Source organism: Bradyrhizobium sp. STM 3566 (assembly GCF_045571445.1).
In the GTDB taxonomy this organism is placed as follows: Bacteria; Pseudomonadota; Alphaproteobacteria; order Rhizobiales; family Xanthobacteraceae; genus Bradyrhizobium; species Bradyrhizobium vignae.
The window spans coordinates 3,746,614-3,766,020 of sequence record NZ_CP120692.1; the positions used below are offsets into that span (position 1 = coordinate 3,746,614).

The 19,407-nt window shown below is 65.0% G+C and carries 18 protein-coding genes; 14 read left to right on the forward strand and 4 right to left on the reverse strand.

Annotation, left to right across the window (positions count from 1 at the left end; all coding sequences use genetic code 11):
* Positions 1–5 precede the first annotated feature (5 nt).
* Positions 6–1,346, reverse strand: coding sequence for an ABC transporter substrate-binding protein (locus P6U27_RS17990; protein WP_122403238.1), 1,341 nt, complete (start codon positions 1,344–1,346; stop codon positions 6–8).
* A gap of 493 nt (positions 1,347–1,839) precedes the next feature.
* Between P6U27_RS17990 and P6U27_RS17995 the strand changes: the two genes are divergently transcribed.
* Together P6U27_RS17995 and P6U27_RS18000 are read left to right on the forward strand one after the other, a co-directional pair.
* The gene (locus tag P6U27_RS17995) at positions 1,840–2,637 is read left to right on the forward strand and encodes a Spy/CpxP family protein refolding chaperone (protein ID WP_122403239.1); all 798 of its coding nucleotides are present in this window, start codon (positions 1,840–1,842) and stop codon (positions 2,635–2,637) included.
* 106 nt (positions 2,638–2,743) lie between these two features.
* Positions 2,744–3,121 carry a response regulator gene (locus P6U27_RS18000; RefSeq protein WP_122403240.1) on the forward strand — a complete coding sequence of 126 codons (378 nt, stop codon included), beginning with the start codon at positions 2,744–2,746 and terminating at the stop codon, positions 3,119–3,121.
* A 60-nt stretch (positions 3,122–3,181) separates the two neighbouring features.
* Here P6U27_RS18000 and P6U27_RS18005 read toward each other — a convergent pair whose 3' ends face one another.
* The 3 genes from P6U27_RS18005 to glk form a co-directional block, all read right to left on the reverse strand.
* Complete coding sequence (locus tag P6U27_RS18005) at positions 3,182–3,337, reverse strand: hypothetical protein (protein WP_164936885.1); 156 nt, start codon at positions 3,335–3,337, stop codon at positions 3,182–3,184.
* Between the two features lie 143 nt (positions 3,338–3,480).
* A complete protein-coding gene (locus P6U27_RS18010) occupies positions 3,481–3,684 on the reverse strand; it encodes a hypothetical protein (protein ID WP_122403241.1) in 204 nt (67 codons plus the stop codon).
* A 147-nt stretch (positions 3,685–3,831) separates the two neighbouring features.
* The gene (gene glk, locus P6U27_RS18015) at positions 3,832–4,809 is read right to left on the reverse strand and encodes a glucokinase (RefSeq protein ID WP_129143477.1); all 978 of its coding nucleotides are present in this window, start codon (positions 4,807–4,809) and stop codon (positions 3,832–3,834) included.
* Positions 4,810–5,085: 276 nt separating this feature from the next.
* Between glk and pncA the strand changes: the two genes are divergently transcribed.
* The 12 genes from pncA (at position 5,086) to P6U27_RS18075 (ending at position 19,329) form a co-directional block, all read left to right on the forward strand.
* Positions 5,086–5,712, forward strand: a complete 627-nt coding sequence (gene pncA, locus P6U27_RS18020) for a bifunctional nicotinamidase/pyrazinamidase (RefSeq protein ID WP_122406669.1) — start codon at positions 5,086–5,088, stop codon at positions 5,710–5,712.
* Between the two features lie 16 nt (positions 5,713–5,728).
* Positions 5,729–6,844, forward strand: a complete 1,116-nt coding sequence (locus P6U27_RS18025; protein WP_122403242.1) for an alpha/beta fold hydrolase — start codon at positions 5,729–5,731, stop codon at positions 6,842–6,844.
* A gap of 140 nt (positions 6,845–6,984) precedes the next feature.
* Positions 6,985–9,018, forward strand: a complete 2,034-nt coding sequence (locus P6U27_RS18030) for an NAD(+) synthase (protein ID WP_407122429.1) — start codon at positions 6,985–6,987, stop codon at positions 9,016–9,018.
* 528 nt (positions 9,019–9,546) lie between these two features.
* A complete protein-coding gene (locus tag P6U27_RS18035; RefSeq protein WP_122403244.1) occupies positions 9,547–10,362 on the forward strand; it encodes a sugar phosphate isomerase/epimerase in 816 nt (271 codons plus the stop codon).
* A gap of 29 nt (positions 10,363–10,391) precedes the next feature.
* Positions 10,392–12,029 (forward strand): ABC transporter substrate-binding protein, encoded by a 1,638-nt coding sequence (locus tag P6U27_RS18040; RefSeq protein WP_122403245.1) that lies wholly within the window; start codon positions 10,392–10,394, stop codon positions 12,027–12,029.
* Position 12,030: 1 nt separating this feature from the next.
* The gene (locus tag P6U27_RS18045) at positions 12,031–13,014 is read left to right on the forward strand and encodes an ABC transporter ATP-binding protein (RefSeq protein ID WP_407194331.1); all 984 of its coding nucleotides are present in this window, start codon (positions 12,031–12,033) and stop codon (positions 13,012–13,014) included.
* A complete protein-coding gene (locus tag P6U27_RS18050) occupies positions 13,011–13,997 on the forward strand; it encodes an ABC transporter ATP-binding protein (RefSeq protein WP_407194332.1) in 987 nt (328 codons plus the stop codon). Before P6U27_RS18045 ends, P6U27_RS18050 begins: the two co-directional genes overlap by 4 nt.
* Positions 13,997–14,926: an ABC transporter permease gene (locus tag P6U27_RS18055; protein WP_162500274.1), complete on the forward strand. Its 930-nt coding sequence runs from the start codon at positions 13,997–13,999 to the stop codon at positions 14,924–14,926. The genes P6U27_RS18050 and P6U27_RS18055 overlap by 1 nt, the downstream gene beginning before the upstream one ends.
* Complete coding sequence (locus tag P6U27_RS18060) at positions 14,923–15,846, forward strand: ABC transporter permease (RefSeq protein WP_407194333.1); 924 nt, start codon at positions 14,923–14,925, stop codon at positions 15,844–15,846. The genes P6U27_RS18055 and P6U27_RS18060 overlap by 4 nt, the downstream gene beginning before the upstream one ends.
* Positions 15,847–16,113: 267 nt before the next feature.
* A complete protein-coding gene (ilvD, locus tag P6U27_RS18065; RefSeq protein WP_407194334.1) occupies positions 16,114–17,964 on the forward strand; it encodes a dihydroxy-acid dehydratase in 1,851 nt (616 codons plus the stop codon).
* A gap of 399 nt (positions 17,965–18,363) precedes the next feature.
* Positions 18,364–18,681 carry a hypothetical protein gene (locus tag P6U27_RS18070; protein ID WP_122403251.1) on the forward strand — a complete coding sequence of 106 codons (318 nt, stop codon included), beginning with the start codon at positions 18,364–18,366 and terminating at the stop codon, positions 18,679–18,681.
* Between the two features lie 324 nt (positions 18,682–19,005).
* Complete coding sequence (locus P6U27_RS18075; protein WP_407194335.1) at positions 19,006–19,329, forward strand: hypothetical protein; 324 nt, start codon at positions 19,006–19,008, stop codon at positions 19,327–19,329.
* Positions 19,330–19,407: the final 78 nt, after the last annotated feature.

Consider the following 19,407-nt stretch of genomic DNA (forward strand, 5'->3'; position numbering starts at 1 on the left):
CCGGCTTAGCTCCGCATGAAGCCTTCGCACTCGCCCTCGGCCCAGGCGAGCGCCTGATCCAACCTCTCGCCGCGCGCATAGCGCAGCGCCATCTTCGTCAGCGTCGCCTGGAAGTAGATCTGTTGCGCGATCTTGGGCGGCGCGGGCGACGCTGCGATCGACAGCGTCTGATGCTTGTAGGGATCCGGATAGTGGAAGAGCGTTCCCTTCGGCGGGCCTTCCTCCGCCCAGGTCTTGAACTTGGTCATGTTCGCGTAGGCCGGCAGGTCGTAGCCGCCGCTCACCGCAACGAACTTCTCGATCGACGATGGCGCGGACAGGTGAACGAGCAGGCTCTTGGCCGCCTCCTTGTTCTTGCCGAAGCTCCAGACGCCCCAGAAGTAGGGCAGGTACGGTGCGAACCGGCCCTTGGGACCGGACGGGAAGCCGTGCGTCCAGCACTGCTCGGCGACCTGCGGCGCATCGCGCTTGGCGACGGCCCAGGCGCTCGGCGGGTTGAGGATCATCGCGCCGCGGCCGGAGATCAGCCATTTGTTGTTCGAAGCGTCGTCCCATGACGGCGCATCCGGCGGCAGGAACGCGATCAGCTTCTTGTAGAATTCCATGGCCTGGCGGACCTGATCGGTCTTCACCGTGATATCGCCCTTGGCATTGACGAGCTCGGCGCCGAACGACTGGAAGATCGCGCCGGCGGTATCCACGCTGTCGGTGGTCTCGCCGAGACCGATGCCGAAGGCAAAGCCGGCCTTCTGGCAAGCCTCGGCCGCCTTCAGGAAGGTCTCCATGGTCCAGTTCTCCGCCTTGGGCGGAGCGCCGACCGGATACATCTCCTGCACGTCGATGCCGGCGTGCTTCTTCATCAGATCGATGCGGGAGCAGGGGCCTTTGATCTGGCTGCCGGGTGTCGCGGGCACCGCGAGCCATTTGCCGCCGGATTGTCCGAGATATTTGACGGTGCCGTTCACCTCGCCATTCTGCTTGAGGAGCGGCTCCATGACGTCGTTGAGCGGCTCGAGATTCTCGGCGTAGGCCTGCGGCCACCAGCTCGGCATCTGGAGAATGTCATGGCCAGATTTCGCCTGGGCTTCGGCGGCGGCGGTCAGCTCGATCTTTTTGTTGTTGCTGGTGATGTAGTCGATGGAGACTTCGACCTTCTCCTTCGCCGCCCATTCATTGACGAGATCGGTCGAGGCCTGGTTGGCGCCCGGCACCCAATGGTCCCAGAAGCCGATCGAGAGTTTGCCGGCAGCGTAGGCGCCCCGGACATAGGGCGCCGTGATCAGCGCCGCGGAGGACATTGCTGTGGCAGCCACAAATTGACGTCGCGTCAGTGTCTTTCGTGACATCTCGTTTCCTCGCTTGGGTGTTGTTGTTGGAGCTTCCTCTGAGAGACTTCTTTATTGAGTTCTTGTTGCTCGATTTTCTTATTTGCGCCGTCGGCCCGCGTGGTCAATTCACGGATGCCGCGGCAAATTGGTAGCGCGATCAGATCATGATTGATCGCGTCTGTCGAGAAAGCCGAATGGCTCCGCGTCTAGAACTAACGTTGTGTCCGGAAAACGTCGGACGCGTGTCGAGGCGACGGATCGCAGGGGCAGGGCGCTCGTTGTTTTTGCGACGCACACTTCGCGTCGATCCGTCTGGAAGGATCGGTGCGCATTTACGCCGCAGTTTCGAATAAGCCTGCATAACCGCTTCGCGCCAAAGACTTTTCGGGCGTGGACAGCGGATCGGATGCGTCTGGACCTCGAACCGGCGGAAACGATAGAGTTGCAGCTGGCCCGTGACTCCCCCCGATAGGCCAGTCAGAAAAGACTCAGAACAGAGATGGAGACGAGAATGACCGACACGGCGCCGTCAGCGCGGCTTTACCTGCGGCGATGCCTCGCGCTGGGCGCCGTGCTTACGCTGTTGCTCGGTGCCGCCGCGGTGGCGAATGCTCAAGGTTTGGTCAAAGGCGTTCAGGAAGGCGCCGCGGCCGGGAACAAGGCGGCAGGTCCGGTCGGTGGCGTGCTCGGCGGCGCGATCGGCGGCGTGGTTGGCGTCTTCACCGGCGTGCTCGGCGTCGGCAACAGCAACGGCAACAATCAGCCGCCGCCCGCCAAGGAGTCCAGCAAGGACGCCAAGCAGCAGGGGGCGGCCAAGGACAAGGATGCCAAGAGCGCCAAGGCGGGCAAGGGTGCCAAGGCGAGCAAGGAGGCGAAGAACGCGCCGCAGGACAACAAGGGCAATAAAGACAACAAAGATGTCACGGTCCTCACCCAGACCGGCGCGCCGCAGCTGACGGCCGAGCAGATTGTCGCCAACAGCGATTCCTATATCGAGCGGATCAAGACCGAGCTGAATCTGACGGCGGATCAGGAGAAGCACTGGTATGGCTTCGCGAGCGCGATGCACTACCTCGGGCATAATGGTGCAGAGCGGCTCAACCTGCGGGTTGCGCGCGCCAAGCGGGATCCACCCGACGACATCATCGAGCAGATGCGCAACGAAGCCCAGTTCCTGATTGATCGGGCTGCCGACCAACGCAACGTCGCCGACGCCGCCGAGCCGCTTTATTCGAGCCTCGACGACAAGCAGAAGCAGGTCTTCATTCAGGAGATGGTGCGCCTCAGCCACGAGCGCGGATTGGATTGATCAAGTTGAATCGGACGCATCTGAATTGACGCGCCCGCCACGAATTCGTGAATCCTCTCCGCAATTCGGTTATGGTTAGCTTCGCAAGGCTGACTGCGGGGTTGATATGGCGGACGGACTCTCCGTTTTCCTGGTCGAAGACGAGGCGTTGATCCGGATGATGATCGCCGACATGGTGGAGGAACTCGGCCACCACGTCGTCGCGGAAGCAGACAATGTGCGCGACGCCAGCGCCTTTGCCATGACCGCGCAATACGATCTGGCCATCCTCGACATCAATTTGATGGGCGTCTACGTCGATCCGGTCGCCGACTTGATCGAGCGTCGCGGAAAACCGTTTCTGTTCGCCACAGGCTACGGCCCGGAACTGCTGCCGTCCTTGCTCCGGCGCAGGCCGATCCTGCGCAAGCCGATCGCGATCGATCAGCTCAAGGCGATGATCGATTCGATGTTTCCGGGAGCCCCGGACAAAGCTCAACACTGAGCACCAACGAAAATGGCCGCCCCTCTGGGCGGCCATTTGACGACGGAATTCGTCGCGCTCTCACATCAGGCCGGCGCCGAGGTCGATGCCGCGCGCCATCAGACCGAACGAGGCGACCACGCCCGTGCAGCAGAACAGCAAGATGGTCTTGAAGGACGAATCGGCGAAACGCGTCTCGACGGCGGCCGGCATCGCGATAAGTGAAATCATGCTCATGTTCATTCCCCCCTTGTTGATCCTGAATTGCATCAGGTGAGGGAACCTTTAGAGCAAAAAGTTTGACATGAGATTGCGAGGCGTCGTTAACGGAATCGGAAACGAATCCCGCGTTCTCAGCGGGCGCGACCGGATTGCAAGCCTCAGTTGCGACCGTTCCTCAGCACCATGGCGATGGTGTGAGCCGTCATGGCCGCGCGATCCGAAGCGCGCTGCGCAGCCAGCCGGTCACGGGCCTTTTCCTCGATCAGGAGTTCGATCAGGGCCAACCGCTTGTCTTCGCTGTCGGCTTCGCGCAACAGGCGGTGATAGCGGTGATAGTCGAAACCGAAATCCTGTTTACGCATGTCACGCCCCCGCAACTACGCCACACACGATGAGATTGTTTCTCATCTGAGATGTGTACGCAAGCGCGTTCCTGCCTGGAACCGGGCGCCCGCAGAAATCTGCTGTGAATTACCGTCGCCCGTGAGCGGCAAAGAGCGAACGGCCCGTCAATCCGAAGTGTGGTCGGCAAACATCTTCAGGCCGACGAAGCTCGCATCAGGCTTGATCACGAGCCTGGTCGGGATGTTGCGCAGATAATCCTGGAAGCGTCCCTTCGCTTCAAAGCGCGCCCGGAACGCGGAGGCCGCAAGGAATTCGTGAAAGCGCGGCACGATTCCGCCGGCGATATAGACGCCACCGCGGGCTCCGAACGTCACCGCGAGATTGCCGGCAACCGAGCCAAGGATGGCGCAAAACATCTCCAGCGTCGCGCGGCTGACGGGACAACTGCCCTCCAGCGCGGATTTGGTGATGGCCGCGGCATCGCGATGCGGCACCTGGACGCCATCGATCTCAGCCAACGCTTCGTAGAGATTCTGCAGCCCGGAACCCGAGAGTGCGCCACGCTCGATGGAGACATGGCCGAGGCGTCGGCGCAAGCACGCAATCACACGTTCCTCGCGCTCGTTCTCAGCCGGCAGGGTCGCGTGCCCGGCCTCAGTGACGACGGCCAGTCGCGCGCCATGGCGTTCAATCAGACAGGAGACACCAAAACCGGTTCCTGGCCCGACCACCAGCAACGGCTCTCCGGGCAAGCCATCGCCTCCGCCCAGCGGGAGGAGGTCGGCAGGTTGCAAGGCGGGCAGGGACCAAGCCACCACCTCGAAGTCGTTCAGCACATGGACGCTGTCGAAGCCGAGCGCGGGCTGCAGCTCGTTGCCGTCGATGACCCAGGGGCTGTTGGTCATGACGCAGCGGTTGTTGGTGACGGGACCCGCCACCGCCAGCACTGCTCTTTTGGGCTGATCGCCGCCCGACCGGCGCGCCAGGACGTCCGCGATGGCTTCGCGGACGGTCGGAAAGTCGGCGACCTTCACATAATCGATATCGATCGGTCCGGTCTGATCGCTCAGGCTCAGTGCGAAGCGCGCATTGGTGCCGCCGATATCGGCGAGAAGAATCTTTCCTGTCCTGCCGATGCCCATGGCCCTGCGGCTTCCGCGGCCCTGGCGGCCCTCGGGAACCTTCGCCTCCGTTCCTGATCCGATCCGCAAACGCGGACGGTCTGAGGATCCTCGCTTGGTTGTTCCTAGTCAACACGGATAAGGTCAAACCGTTGCATCCTGGACGACCTTGTCCATCAGCGTCCATCAGCGCGGTATCGCCGCACGCGGTCTGTGGTTGCGAAGCTGCGCCGGAAGATCGACATTGGGAGGGGGCGTCCGGTGCTCGACACCGGGCGGCTCGAACGGGACCTTGCGATGAAGATTTCCGACCGCGACGTGCTGCTGGTGATCGACGTACAGAACGATTTCTGTACCGGTGGAGCGCTTGCCGTTCCCAGCGGCGAAAAGGTCGTCCCCGCCATCAATCGGATCGCCCAAAAATTCACCAATGTAGTACTGACCCAGGACTGGCATCCGCGCGACCACGTCTCGTTCGCGTCGAACCATGTTGGCAAGCAGCCGTTCCAGGCGATCGAGCTCGACTACGGCCGGCAGGTGTTATGGCCAGCGCATTGCGTGCAAGGCACGGCGGGGGCTGAATTTCATCGCGATCTCGACGTGACCCGGGCGAGCCTCGTGGTGCGCAAGGGCTTTCGCCGTGGCATCGATTCCTATTCGGCGCTGTTCGAGAACGACCATCGGACGCCGACCGGACTGCTCGGTTATTTGCGCGAACGCGAGCTGAAGACCGTCTTCGTCGCCGGTCTGGCGCTGGACTTCTGCGTCCGCTTCTCGGCGGAGGATGCGCGCAAGGCGGGGTTGGAGGTGGCCGTCATCGAGGATGCCTGCCGAGGCATCGATCTCGACGGCTCGGTGGCCGCGACCCATCAAAGCTTTCGGGATCTCGGGATCGCCGTCGTCAGCCTCGAGGCTTTCCTGTGAGGACATCGAGGTAGCCATGGTGGAAAAGACCGCCAAACAGACACGCGGATCAGGGCATGCTGCTGATGATCCGCGGCTGTGGCCGTTTGCGGCAGCGCAGCTTGCCATGGACGCCTGCTTCTGGTGGCTGGATCGTGGACCCGCGGAGCCGCGTGACAGCAGCCTGGCATGGACGACACCCAACAGCGTTGCATTGGAGCTCGCAACAATGCAGCTGCGCGATTGCTCGCAGATTCGGTCCGGCCAGCCGGCGCTGGTCTGCGCGCCCTATGCGCTGCATCGGGCCCTGATCGCCGATTTCGCCCCGGGCCACAGCGTGGTGCAGTCATTGCAGAATGGCGGTATCGACCGGGTCTATCTCACCGACTGGCGGTCGGCGACATCAGACATGCGCTATCTCTCGATCGACAGCTATCTCGGCGATCTCAACGTCGCCGTCGACGAGATCGGCGCGCCGGTCGATCTCGTCGGGCTCTGCCAAGGCGGATGGCTGTCGCTGCTCTACGCGGCGCGCTTTCCGGCCAAGGTGCGGCGGCTGGTCCTGGTCGGCGCTCCCGTGGACCTGTCGATCGATTCCTCGCTCTCCCGGCTCGCCCGCAACGCGCCCGGGATGGTCTACGACCAGCTCGTCGCGCGCGGCGGCGGCAATGTCAGCGGCGAGGAGATGCTGCGCTTCTGGTCCAAAGCGCCTGATGACGACGACATCGTAGCGGCCTTGCAGCGGGATCTCTCGGATGAGCAGGGAACGGCGCTGCTCGCGCGCTTCGACCGCTGGAATGCCGAGACGCTCAATCTGCCGGGCACCTACTATCTCGAGATCGTCAATGGGATTTTCCGGGAGAACATGATTGCCCGCGACGATTTCGTCGCACTCGGCCGCCCGGTTCGTCTGAAGGACGTCAAGTCGCCGATCTTCCTGCTCGCCGGGCTCGACGACGAAGTGGTGCCGGCGACGCAAGCGCTTGCCACCGCCCGGCTTGTCGGCACGCCGCCGGCCTTCATTGCGGCGGCTTCCGAGCCGAGCAACCATCTCGGCCTGTTCATGGGCGCGCGCACCCACGCGCATGCCTGGCCCCGGATCGCCGAATGGCTGCGCGAGGATCTGTCCGGTGTGCTGGCCCGCAGCGCCTGAGCTCGCCAGCGCTGGACAGGCCGTCTTGCAAATCCGGTATGCATGACGGCGGATGGCTCGCACGGGACCCTGTCGATGGGCTACATATGGTCCGGAGCTGACGGCTTCGGCAGCGAAGAGATTCAAGGGTACTGCGCTCGATGACTTTCCATTCGATCTACGCTCACGGATTTGCGCGCGTGGCGGCCTGTGTCACCACGTCCCATGTCGCCGATCCCACGGCCAACGCCAAGGCTGTCCTGGCCGCCGCCGATGCCTGCCACGAGCAGTCGGTGGCAGTTGCCGTTTTTCCTGAGCTCTGCCTGTCCGGCTATGCGATCGAAGATCTTGTGAAGCAGGATTCGCTGCTCGATGCGGTCGAGCGCGGGCTCGCCGCGATTGTTGAGGCCTCCGCCGGGCTGATGACGGTGCTGATCGTCGGGGCGCCGCTACGCTTTGGTCATCGCATCTACAATTGCGCCGTCGTTATTCACCGCGGCAACATCCTCGGTGTGGTGCCCAAGAGCTACCTGCCGACCTATCGCGAGTTCTACGAGGGACGGCATTTCGCCTCCGGCGCCGGCATCGCCGGAGAGACGATCGCCTTCGCCGGCCTGCACGCGCCGTTCGGCGTGGATCTCCTGTTCGCCGCTGAGGACGTTCCGGGCCTCACCATCGGCGTCGAGATCTGCGAGGACATGTGGATCCCGGTGACGCCGGCCTCCGAGCTCGCACTCGCGGGCGCAAGCGTGCTGATCAATCTTTCGGGCAGTCCGATCACGATCGGCCGGGCCCGCTCGCGCGCGCTGCTGTGCCAATCGACGTCGGCGCGCTGCCTCGCGGCCTACGTCTATTCCGCCGCCGGGGCAGGGGAATCCACCACCGATCTCGCCTGGGACGGCCAGACCTCGATCTACGAGAATGGCGTGCTGCTGGCCGAGGGCGAGCGATTCCGGCAGGGCGGCCAGATCACATATGCCGATGTCGATCTCGACCTGCTCAGGCAGGAACGCGCGCTGATGGGAACGTTCGACGACAACCGTCGGCAGCGCGAGGCGTTTTTCCGCAAGGTGACATTTGCCCTGAAGCCGCCGGCGGCCGATATCGGCTTCCTGCGCAAGGTCGAGCGATTCCCTTTCGTGCCGAGCGACGAGAGCCTGCTCGAGCAGGATTGCTACGAGGCCTACAACATCCAGGTCGCCGGACTCGTGCAGCGCATGCGCGCGACCGGTACCAAGCGCGTCGTGATCGGCGTATCCGGTGGCCTCGATTCCACCCACGCGTTGATCGTCGCCGCCAAGGCGATCGACCTGCTCGGCCTGCCGCGTGAGAACATCCTTGCCTACACCATGCCCGGCTTTGCCACCGGCAGCGAGAGCAAGACCAACGCTCTGGCGCTGATGCAGGCGCTGCACACGAGCTGGCAGGAGCTCGACATCCGGACCACCGCGACCCAGATGCTGAAGGACATCGGCCACCCCTTCGGCAAGGGCGAGAAGGTCTATGATGTCACGTTCGAGAACGTGCAGGCGGGCCTTCGCACGGACTATTTGTTCCGGCTTGCCAACCATCACGGCGGCATCGTCATCGGAACCGGCGATCTCTCCGAGCTCGCGCTCGGCTGGTGCACCTATGGCGTCGGCGACCAGATGGCGCACTACAACGTCAATGCCGGCGTGCCGAAGACGCTGATCCAGCATCTGATCCGTTGGGTGATCTCCTCGAAGCAGTTCAGTGACGACGTCAACCGGACGCTTGGCTCGATCCTGGCCGCTGAAATCTCGCCCGAGCTCGTGCCGGTGCAGCCCGGCGAGAAACCGCAGAGCACGGAAGCGTCCGTTGGGCCTTACGAGCTGCAGGATTTCAACCTGTTCTATACGCTGCGCTTCGGCATGCGGCCGTCCAAGATCGCCTTCATGGCGCTACAGGCGTGGAAGGACGCCGAGAAGGGCGAATGGCCGCCGGCTTTTCCGAGCGACCGGCGCAGGGCCTATGATCTGCCGGAGATCCGCCGCTGGCTGGAAGTGTTCCTGCGCCGCTTCTTCGCCTTCAGCCAGTTCAAGCGCTCGGCCATGCCGAACGGGCCGAAGGTCTCGGCCGGCGGCTCACTGTCGCCGCGCGGCGACTGGCGCGCGCCGTCGGATTCGAGTGCGGCCGCTTGGCTCGAGGATCTGGAGCGGAACGTTCCGAACTGATCGGGCGGCGTTGGAGGAGGGACGATCTGACATCCGCCGGGGAAAAGATCAGCGTGACGTTCATGGCGCGGCTGACGCTGAAGGATGCGATGTGAGCTGACGCTCATCTCGAGCTGCTTCATGGCAGGCATGTGGGCTGAGGCATATGCTGGGACGCCCCGTGCTGATGGAAAGCGCGAGGTCCGGAGTGCCTAGGAGTCCGGACCTCGTCACCTTGCCCCAGCCTTCAATCCCCGCCCCATGTGGTCCCCCAACCCCATGTTGCGCGATCGGAGGTGATGCCCGTGGAGTGGCCGCCGATCGATGTCGCGCGATGTACGCGAAGGCCGGTTAGGATTCCATCCCGGATCACTACGGACATGAATACCGCTTGCTATCTGTTCATTCTGCGTCGGTCGCCATCGCAGATCTGCAGCGCGCGACCGACGGGATGTCCACATCCCATCGGGACCTCGCAACCTGCATTTCACGGGCCTGTCATTGAAGTGGTCTAGCGCTGCTGCCGTCATCACGGCCAGGGAGCATGCCATGTCGAAGCCGGTGTTGGGCGCCGCATTATCCATCAAATCGATCCCCGCGCATCGCGATTGGCTTCTCGAACGGCAGCGCGATCTGGAAATCCAGGACTTCTTCCGTGCCGATCTGCTCGAGAGCGACTGGCGCGCGACCGCCGGCGAGATCAAGCAGATGCTCGCCGGTTACACCGGCCGGCTCGGCATCCATGGCCCGTTCTGGGGCTTCAAGATCGACAGCCATGATCCCATGATCCGTCAGGCGGTGACCAAGCGCCTGCTCCAGGGGCTGGACGCCGCCGAGTTCCTCGGCGCAACGCAGATGGTGATCCATTCGCCGTTCACGACCTGGGACCACAACAATCTCGATCTCTATCCCGACAATCGCGGCAATCTCGTCGAACGCGTCAAGGCGACGCTCGCCGAGGTGATCGCGCGCGCCGAAACCATCGGCTGCGAAATCGTCATCGAGAACATCGAGGACAAGGATCCGCGCGACCGCGTGCGCCTTGCCAAGGCGCTCGAAAGCAGCAAGGTCCGCGTCTCGCTCGACACCGGCCACGCCAATTACGCGCATGTCTCCACCGGAGCGCCGCCGGTCGACTATTACGTCGAGACCGCCGGCGACATGCTGACGCATGTGCACCTGCAGGACACCGACGGCTTTGCCGACCGGCACTGGGCGCCGGGCGAAGGCAATATCCCCTGGATCGCCGTGTTCCGCGCCCTTGGCCGGCTGACGTCCAACCCGCGGCTCATCCTCGAGCTCCGTAACCACGACGACATCCGGAAGGGCGCCGCGCATCTCGCCGCGCTCGGTCTCGCTGAATAGTCGGATCGGAAAGGGCAGGGGTCATCATCATGAGCAAGCTCACCCGTCGCACCATCCTGACGTCCGGTGGTGCCGCCGCCGGCACATTGCTGCTGCCGCGCTTTGCGATCGCGCAAGGCGACAACCGTCCGTCGGTGACGATCGCCGTGCAGAAGGTTACCAATGCGAACGTGCTCGACGTGCTGCGCGAGCAATCCAATGTCGGCGAGCGCGTGTTCTTCTCCTCGATCTGGGAAGGCCTGATCTCCAAGAATTGGCGCGGCAATCTGGAAGCCGTGCCTGGCCTTGCGACCGAATGGCACCGCATCGACGATCAGACCGTCGAGGTGAAACTGCGACAGGGCGTTAAATTCCACAACGGCGACGAGCTGACGGCGGAAGACGTCGTCTTCACCTTCAGCCGCGAGCGCATGTTCGGCGAGACCGAGGCCAAGAGCCGCTCCACCATCCAGGCCTTTGAGAAAATCCCGACGCCGCGCCCGGGCAAGGAGCTGCCGCCGGATGTGCCGGCCGTCGCCCGCCGGATCTGGCCCGACCTCGTGCGCGTCGATGCCGTCGACAAGTACACCGTGCGCTTCTACAACGCGACGCCCGATGTCACGATCGAGGGCCGGCTGTCGCGCTACGGCTCCGACATCATGAACCGCCGCGCCTGGGAAGAGTCCGCCAGCTATCTCGACTGGGCGCGCAAGCCGATCACGACGGGTCCGTACAGGGTCGTCGAGCTCAAGCCCGACGTGTCGCTGACCCTCGAAGCGCATGACGAATATTGGGGCGGCCGCCCGCCGCTCAAGCGCATCCGTTTCCTCGAAGTGCCTGAAGTCGCGAGCCGCATCAACGGTCTCTTGTCGGGCGAATACCAGTTCGCCTGCGACATCCCACCGGACCAGATCGCCGGCATCGAGAAGAACGCCGCGTTCGAAGTGCAGGGCGGCACCATCCTCAATCACCGGCTGACCGTGTTCGACAAGAACCACGCCGTGCTCGCCAACCCGCTTGTCAGGCGTGCCTTCACCCACGCGATCGACCGCCAGGCCATCGTCGACAGCCTGTGGGCCGGCCGCACCCGCGTGCCGAAGGGGCTGCAGTGGGAATTCTACGGCGACATGTTCAATGCCGACTGGAACGTGCCGGCCTACGATCCCAAGCTCGCGCAGGATCTGTTGAAGCAGGCGGGCTACAAGGGCGATCCGATTCCCTATCGCCTGCTCAACAACTACTACACCAACCAGGTCGCGACCGCGCAGATCCTGGTCGAGATGTGGAAGTCGGTCGGGCTCAACGTGCAGATCGAGACCAAGGAGAACTGGTCGCAGATCATGGAGCGTGCGCCGACCCGCGCCGTGCGCGACTGGTCGAACTCGGCCGCGTTCAACGATCCGGTGTCCTCGCTGGTCGCCCAGCACGGCCCGAACGGCCAGCAGCAGCAGATCGGCGAATGGACCAATGTCGAGCTCAACAAGCTCTCGGAGTTCCTGGAGACCTCGACCGACCGCGCCGCCCGCAGGAAGGCATTCCACCGCATGCTCGAGATCGCCGAGCGCGAAGATCCCGCCTACACGGTGCTGCACCAGAACGCGACCTTCACGGCCAAGCCGAAGTCGATCAAGTGGAAGGCGGCGCCCGCCTTCGCGATGGATTTCCGCGCCGGCAATTTCGAGGCCTGACGTGGCGCCGCTGGTCAGCATCCGGGACTTGCGCGTCGCCTTCAACGGCGTGCCGGTCCTGCGCGGCGTCGACATTGTCTTGCAGAGGGGCGAGGCCCTCGGCCTCGTCGGGGAGTCCGGCTCCGGCAAGTCGGTGACGTGGCTGGCCGCGCTCGGTCTGTTGCCCCGGCATGCGCATGTCACAGGCTCGGTGCAGCTCGAGGGACGAGAGATCCTCGGCGCGCCGGCAGCCGAGCTCGATCATGTCAGGGGCGGGCGCATCGCCATGATCTTCCAGGATCCGGCGAGCGCGCTCAATCCGGTGCTGACCATTCGCAAGCAGCTCTGCGAAGCACTGGCGCTGCATCGTGATCTCCAAGGCAGCGCCGTGAAGACGGAAGCGCGGCGGCTGCTCGAACTCGTCGGCATTCCCGATGCGGCGCGGCGGTTAGAGGCCTATCCGCACGAATTCTCCGGCGGGCAGATCCAGCGCATCATGATCGCGATGGCGCTGGCCGGAAATCCCGATCTCCTGATCGCGGACGAGCCGACCACGGCGCTCGACGCCACCATCCAGGCCCAGATCCTGGAGCTGCTCTCTACGGTCCGCCGCGAGCTCGGCATGGCGATGGTGCTGATCAGCCACGATCTCGGCGTCGTCGCGGAGAATTGCGACCGTGTCGCGGTGATGTATGCCGGCCGCATCGTCGAGGACGCCCCGAGCAACCAGCTGTTCGCCGATCCCGTGCATCCCTACGCGCAGGGCCTGATCGGCGCACTGCCGCCGCTCGACGGACCGCGGCGGCGTCTCACCGCTATTCCTGGAACGGTGCCCGATCCCGCGCAGATGCCAAGCGGCTGCGCTTTCGCGCCGCGCTGCGCGCTGGCAGCCGAACCGTGCGGCCTGGCCGCGCCGAGCCTGGCGCCAATCGCGAACGACCGCAGCGTCGCCTGCATCCGCGCCGAGGCTTCGCGCCGCGCGCTGCTCGGGATCGCCGCCGAATGAGCGCGCCGCTCGTCGAGGTCTCCGCGATCTCGCGCACCTATTCGATGCGCTCCGGAATGTTCGGCCGAGCGACGGCTGTGCATGCCGTCGACGCCGTGTCGCTCACGATTGCCAGAGGCCAAACGCTGGGCCTCGTCGGAGAGTCCGGCTCGGGCAAGTCGACCACGGGGCGGATCGTGCTCGGCCTCGAGCCGTCCGATAGCGGCGAGGTGCGGTTTGGCGGCAAGCCCATGGCCGCGCCGGGAACAGCCGTGTGGCGCGCCCAGCGCGCGCGCATGCAGATGATCTTCCAGGACCCGCTGGGGGCGCTGGACCGGCGCCTGCCGGTCGCAACGCAGATCCGCGAGCCGCTCGACATCCACGGCCTCGGCACGCCCGCGATGCGCGAGGAGCGCGTGCGCGAGCTGCTGCGCGCGGTCGAGCTGACACCGGCGCACGGCGCGCGCTATCCGGGCGCGCTGTCCGGCGGCCAGCGCCAGCGTATCGTGCTGGCGCGGGCGCTGGCGACCAAGCCCGATTTTCTCGTCTGCGACGAGCCGGTCAGCGCGCTCGACGTCTCGATCCAGGCGCAGGTGGTGAACCTGCTCGCCGATCTCCAGGCCCAGCTGTCGCTGACGCTGCTGTTCATCAGCCACGACCTGCGCGTCGTCAGGCAGATCAGCAATGTCGTCGCCGTGATGTATCTCGGCCGCATCGTCGAGATCGGCAGCGCCGACGATCTCTTTGCGCGCCCCGAGCACCCCTATACGGAGGCACTGGTCTCGGCCTCGCCCGCGCCGGGCCGCCGCAGCGCCGGCCGGATCGTGCTGTCAGGCGATCCGCCGAACCCGGCGGCGCGCCCGCAAGGCTGCGCCTTCCATCCGCGCTGCCCGCGCGCGATTGCGCGCTGTGCGAGTGAGGTGCCGACGCTCGCGGCCATCAGCGGTGACAGACGGGTCGCGTGCCATCTCGTCACGGGCACGCCGGCGCGGGACGCGGCGTGATGGGGCGCTATTTCGCCATTCGGATCGGACGCGCGGCGCTGACGATCGTGCTCGTCGTCACCTTCGCGTTCGTCGTGCTGCGCCTCTCGGGCGATCCCGCGCTGATGATCCTGGGACCCGAGGCGCCGCCGGAGGTGCTCGCGGCGTTTCGCAAGGCCTGGGGCCTCGATGATCCCATCTGGTTTCAGTATCTCGACTATTTCGGCGCCATCGCCAGGGGCGAGCTCGGCCGCTCCATGCGCGACGGCCGGCCCGCGATCGAGCTGGTGCTGGAGCGGATTCCGGCGACGCTGGCGCTGACCTTGCCGGCCTTCGTCTTCAAGGTCGCGCTCGGCATTCCCGCCGGCATCTACGCCGCGCTGCATCGCGGCTCGGGCATCGACCGTGCCGTGATGATGACGGCGGTGGCCGGTTTCACGGTACCGAGCTTCGTGCTCGCGCTGGTGCTGGTCCTCGTCTTCGCCGTGCAGCTCGGCTGGCTGCCCTCAGGCGGGCAGGACAGTTGGCGCCACGCCATCCTGCCGATCGCAACGCTGAGCCTCGGCGGAGCTGCGGTGCTGGCGCGTTTCACCCGCAGCGCAATGCTCGAAGTGCTGGGCCAACCCTACATCCGCACCGCCTCGGCCAAAGGCGTGCCGTGGCGCAAGGTGGTGACCTCGCATGCGCTGCCGAACGCGGCGATCCCGACTGTCACAATTCTCGGCTTCATGGTGGGCACGCTGATGGCCGGCGCGGTCGTGGTCGAGAGCGTATTTGCCTGGCCGGGAGTAGGGCGCCTGCTCGTCGTCGCGGTCGCCAACCGCGACCTCGCGGTCGTGCAATGCATCCTTCTGCTGGTTGCCATGACCATGGTGACGTCCAACCTGGTCGTCGACTTCCTCTACGGCTTCCTCGATCCGCGGCTGCGCAGCAAAGGAGCGCACGCATGACCGACGCGACGCTGAAGGACACCAAAGCGTTTTCAAGCGACGTGGATTCCGGTTCGCGTAAAGAAAACGCGTCAAGTCTAGGATCTAGCGTCCGCCGCCGCATCAGCCTGCCGGCGATTCCTGTCTCGGTTGCGCTCGCGATCTCCTGGATCGTGGCGATGCTCGTCATTGCGGCTTTCGCGGAGAAGATCGCACCTTACGGCTTCACCCAGCTCGACCTGCGCAACCGGCTCTCGGCGCCCGGCAATGCCGCGCACTGGCTGGGTACCGACGAGCTCGGCCGGGACGTGTTGTCGCGGTCGCTCGTCTCCATCCGCATCTCGCTGCTGATCGCCTTCGGCGCCACCGCGATCTCGGCGATGGTCGGCACCACGCTCGGCTTCCTCGCCGCGCATTTCCGAAGGCTGGTGGAGCAGCTCGTGCTGATGCTGTCCGACTTCCAGGCCAGCATGCCCTTCCTGATCATGGCGCTGGCGGTGCTCGCCTTTTTCGGCAACTCGCTGCCGCTCTTGATCGGCCTGATGGGCCTGTTCGGCTGGGAGCGCTACGCCCGCATCGCGCGCGGCCTTGCGATCTCCGCCAATGCGCAAGGCTACGCCGTCGCCGTCCGCCAGCTTGGCGCAACGCCGTCGCGGATCTATCTCCGGCACATCCTGCCCAACATCGCCTCCACCCTGATCGTCTCGACCACGCTGGTCTTCCCAGAGGTGATCCTGACGGAATCCGGCCTGTCGTTCCTCGGTCTCGGCGTGCAGCCGCCGATGACCAGCCTCGGCAACATGGTCGGCTATGGCCGCGAATACCTCACCCGGGCACCCTGGATCATGCTGGCGCCGGCGACCACCATCGTCGTCACCACGCTGGCGGTGTCAGTAATCGGCGACTGGCTGCGCGACCGGCTCGATCCGACGCTGCAGTAAGTGCTCCGTCATGGCCGGGCTTGTCCCGGCCATCCACGTCTTTGCCGCGCAGAACCAAGAACGTGGATGCCCGGGACAAGCCCCATGACGGCTGAGACCGCCTGCGCCCACGCGCCGGGAGCAGGGGAGGCCTGCACGGGGCCGATCCGGGCCGTTTCGCGGCAAGTTCCCGTTGCGCCCGCCGGGTCCGTGCGCTATCCGGCCGGAAAGGCCTGAGGCGGCTTTCATTTTCCGCCCGGCCCAAGCCAATCGAGGACGGAAACCGCCATGCCAGCCTATCGCTCCCGCACCACCACCCACGGCCGCAACATGGCGGGCGCCCGCGGCCTCTGGCGTGCGACGGGCATGAAGGACGGCGATTTCGGCAAGCCGATCATCGCGGTCGTCAACTCCTTCACCCAGTTCGTGCCCGGCCACGTCCATCTCAAGGATCTCGGCCAGCTGGTGGCGCGCGAGATCGAGCAGGCCGGCGGCGTGGCGAAAGAGTTCAACACCATCGCAGTCGACGACGGCATCGCCATGGGCCATGACGGCATGCTCTACAGCCTGCCCTCTCGCGAGTTGATCGCCGACAGCGTCGAGTACATGGCCAACGCGCACTGCGCCGACGGACTCGTCTGCATCTCCAACTGCGACAAGATCACGCCCGGCATGCTGATGGCCGCGCTGCGGCTCAACATCCCCGCCGTGTTCGTCTCGGGCGGCCCGATGGAGGCCGGCAAGGTCAAGCTCGAGGGCAAGACCAGGGCCGTCGACCTCATCGACGCCATGGTGGCCGCCGCCGACTCCAAGGTCAGCGACGACGACGTCAAGGTGATCGAGCGCTCGGCCTGTCCGACCTGCGGCTCCTGCTCGGGCATGTTCACCGCCAATTCCATGAACTGCCTCACCGAGGCGCTTGGCCTCGCGCTGCCCGGCAACGGCTCGGTGGTCGCAACCCATGCCGACCGCAAGCGCCTGTTCGTCGAGGCCGGCCACACCATCGTCGATCTCGTCCGCCGCTACTACGAGCAGGACGATGCTTCGGTCCTGCCGCGCAACATCGCGAACTTCGAGGCGTTCGAGAACGCCATGACGCTCGACATCGCGATGGGCGGCTCGACCAACACCGTGCTGCATCTGCTCGCCGCCGCCCATGAAGGCCAGGTCGAGTTCACCATGCGCGACATCGACCGGCTGTCGCGCCGGGTGCCCGTGCTCTGCAAGGTCGCGCCGTCAGTGGCTGACGTGCACGTCGAGGACGTGCACCGCGCCGGCGGCATCATGGGCATTCTCGGCGAGCTCGACCGCGCCGGGCTGATCGACACTTCGGTCTCGACCGTGCACGCGCCGACCATGAACGAGGCATTGGAGCGCTGGGACATCAAGCGCACCAAGAGCGAACAGGTGCGCACCTTCTATCGCGCCTCGCCCGGCGGCATCCCGACCCAGGTCGCGTTCAGCCAGGAGCGCCGCTATGACGAGCTCGATGCCGACCGCGAGAAGGGCGTCGTGCGCGATCTCGAACATGCCTTCAGCAAGGACGGCGGTCTCGCCGTGCTCTACGGCAACCTCGCGCAGGACGGCTGCATCGTGAAGACCGCCGGCGTCGACGCCTCGATCCTGAAATTCTCCGGCCCCGCGCGCGTGTTCGAGAGCCAGGACGCCGCGGTCGAAGGCATTTTGGGCGGCAAGGTCGTCGCCGGTGACGTCGTCGTCGTGCGCTATGAAGGCCCGCGCGGCGGCCCCGGCATGCAGGAGATGCTGTATCCGACGAGCTATCTGAAATCGATGGGCCTCGGCAAAGCCTGTGCGCTCGTTACCGACGGCCGTTTCTCCGGCGGCTCCTCGGGCCTGTCGATCGGCCATCTGTCGCCGGAAGCTGCCGAAGGCGGCACCATCGGTCTCGTGCGCGACGGCGACCGCATCGCCATCGACATCCCGAACCGCAGCATCAGCCTGGAAGTCTCCGACGAGGAGCTCGCCAAGCGCCGCGCTGCGGAGGAGGCGAAGGGCGATGCCGCCTGGCAGCCGCAGAGCCGCAAGCGCAACGTCTCGACCGCGCTTCAGGCCTATGCCGCGCTCACCACCAGCGCCGCGCGCGGCGCGGTGCGCGAGGTGAAGCGGCGCTCGAGATAGGCGCCTGATCGGCACGTCACAGGCTGGATCGACGGTCTTCCGGAACGGCTCGCGGCTCCACGCGAGCGCGCGGGTGCGCCGTTGCAGGAAACACGGAGCCGAAGAGAAGATTCGGAAAGAACGGCCCCCGCTTCCCGGGGCGTGGGCTGTTGGGGGTGGGAGCGGGAGCCGTTTGCGAAGTGGGCACCCGACGCGCGGGCTCGCCCGCCAGGCCCGGTCAACTTAGTGCATTTGTCCACACCTCGCTATTTAATTCTTATTATTTTTTATTTTATTTTCGATTTAATCGTGCCATCCTGAGAAACATCGCCGAAATTCATGTTTTCCGAATCCGGCCGAGGCGGTCACCATATCGAGATCCGTCCGCAACGCTCCGGATTGACACTAGCGGAGCTAGCCATGAGTCATTCTCCATCACTCGTGCCGCAAATTACGACAGACCAGGACGTCTATCTCGTGCTCGATGATTTCGGCCGCCGGCTGGGCCGCGCCTGGTGTGAAACTGCCGAGGAGGATGCCAATCGCGCGACCCTGCTCAGACATCTCGCCGAAGGGCAGTATCTGCATCCCACACGCATCGTGGCCTTCAATACCGCGGAGGGATGGTCGCGGGATGCCACCGCCGAAATCGCCGACGAGCTGCGCCGCCGCTTCGTCGAACTCGAGGAGACCGATCCCTCGCTGCTGGAGTTCCTGGAAAGAGCCGCGAGGCGTTGAGGCTCGACCATCGGCGGAAGAAACTTCCGCTTGAACGAGTACCGCGGCGATGTCGAATTGCCGGAGCAGCGATCACGCTCTCGCTCGTCATGCGGACTTCGGAGCAGACGCCCATCGCGCGCCAATGCGCGTGGTCAATGAGTTCTTACCGGTTCGCCGCGATCAGCCGTTCGCGTTAAGGATGCCCCGACGAAGTTCGGCCAAGCAAGGTCTTGCGGCGTATACTCCCGCGACCTTCGCAAATCCATTTCGGGCAATTGGGGCACCACTGCAATGTCTCGTACTCTCGCCGTTGTTTTTTCCACTGCCGTCGCCGCGATGTCCATGACGGACGCAGCCTCCGCAGGCTGCTACAATTGCTATGCGCCGCCGTCGTGCACGACCTGCTATCAGCAGCAATATGTGCCGCCGCAATACCGCACCGTCGACGAGACCGTGATGGTCTCGCCCGGCGCCGTCGTCGCGCACCGCACGCCGGCGCAGTATCGCACCGTGATGGTGCCGCAGACCGTGATGGTGGCGCTCCCGAGCGTCCAGTACGAACGCATCCCGCCGCAATACGCCACGCGCCAACGCGTCGAGATGGTCTCGCCAGGCTATTCCTACTACGCCCCGGTGCAGATGGGCTGCGCGTCCTGCGGCTACTGACGCCACGTAACAGAACCGGCTTCGAGCGGCGCTCCTCATGGGGCGCCGGTTTCGTTTGCGAGCAGCAAAACGAGGCCC

Coding starts and splice junctions, on each gene's coding strand:
- P6U27_RS17990 (WP_122403238.1), bottom strand. CDS start 1,346: ATGTCACGAAAGACACTGACGCGACGTCAATTTGTGGCTGCCACAGCA.
- P6U27_RS17995 (WP_122403239.1), top strand. CDS start 1,840: ATGACCGACACGGCGCCGTCAGCGCGGCTTTACCTGCGGCGATGCCTC.
- P6U27_RS18000 (WP_122403240.1), top strand. CDS start 2,744: ATGGCGGACGGACTCTCCGTTTTCCTGGTCGAAGACGAGGCGTTGATC.
- P6U27_RS18005 (WP_164936885.1), bottom strand. CDS start 3,337: ATGAGCATGATTTCACTTATCGCGATGCCGGCCGCCGTCGAGACGCGT.
- P6U27_RS18010 (WP_122403241.1), bottom strand. CDS start 3,684: ATGCGTAAACAGGATTTCGGTTTCGACTATCACCGCTATCACCGCCTG.
- glk (WP_129143477.1), bottom strand. CDS start 4,809: ATGGGCATCGGCAGGACAGGAAAGATTCTTCTCGCCGATATCGGCGGC.
- pncA (WP_122406669.1), top strand. CDS start 5,086: ATGAAGATTTCCGACCGCGACGTGCTGCTGGTGATCGACGTACAGAAC.
- P6U27_RS18025 (WP_122403242.1), top strand. CDS start 5,729: ATGGTGGAAAAGACCGCCAAACAGACACGCGGATCAGGGCATGCTGCT.
- P6U27_RS18030 (WP_407122429.1), top strand. CDS start 6,985: ATGACTTTCCATTCGATCTACGCTCACGGATTTGCGCGCGTGGCGGCC.
- P6U27_RS18035 (WP_122403244.1), top strand. CDS start 9,547: ATGTCGAAGCCGGTGTTGGGCGCCGCATTATCCATCAAATCGATCCCC.
- P6U27_RS18040 (WP_122403245.1), top strand. CDS start 10,392: ATGAGCAAGCTCACCCGTCGCACCATCCTGACGTCCGGTGGTGCCGCC.
- P6U27_RS18050 (WP_407194332.1), top strand. CDS start 13,011: ATGAGCGCGCCGCTCGTCGAGGTCTCCGCGATCTCGCGCACCTATTCG.
- P6U27_RS18055 (WP_162500274.1), top strand. CDS start 13,997: ATGGGGCGCTATTTCGCCATTCGGATCGGACGCGCGGCGCTGACGATC.
- P6U27_RS18060 (WP_407194333.1), top strand. CDS start 14,923: ATGACCGACGCGACGCTGAAGGACACCAAAGCGTTTTCAAGCGACGTG.
- ilvD (WP_407194334.1), top strand. CDS start 16,114: ATGCCAGCCTATCGCTCCCGCACCACCACCCACGGCCGCAACATGGCG.
- P6U27_RS18070 (WP_122403251.1), top strand. CDS start 18,364: ATGAGTCATTCTCCATCACTCGTGCCGCAAATTACGACAGACCAGGAC.
- P6U27_RS18075 (WP_407194335.1), top strand. CDS start 19,006: ATGACGGACGCAGCCTCCGCAGGCTGCTACAATTGCTATGCGCCGCCG.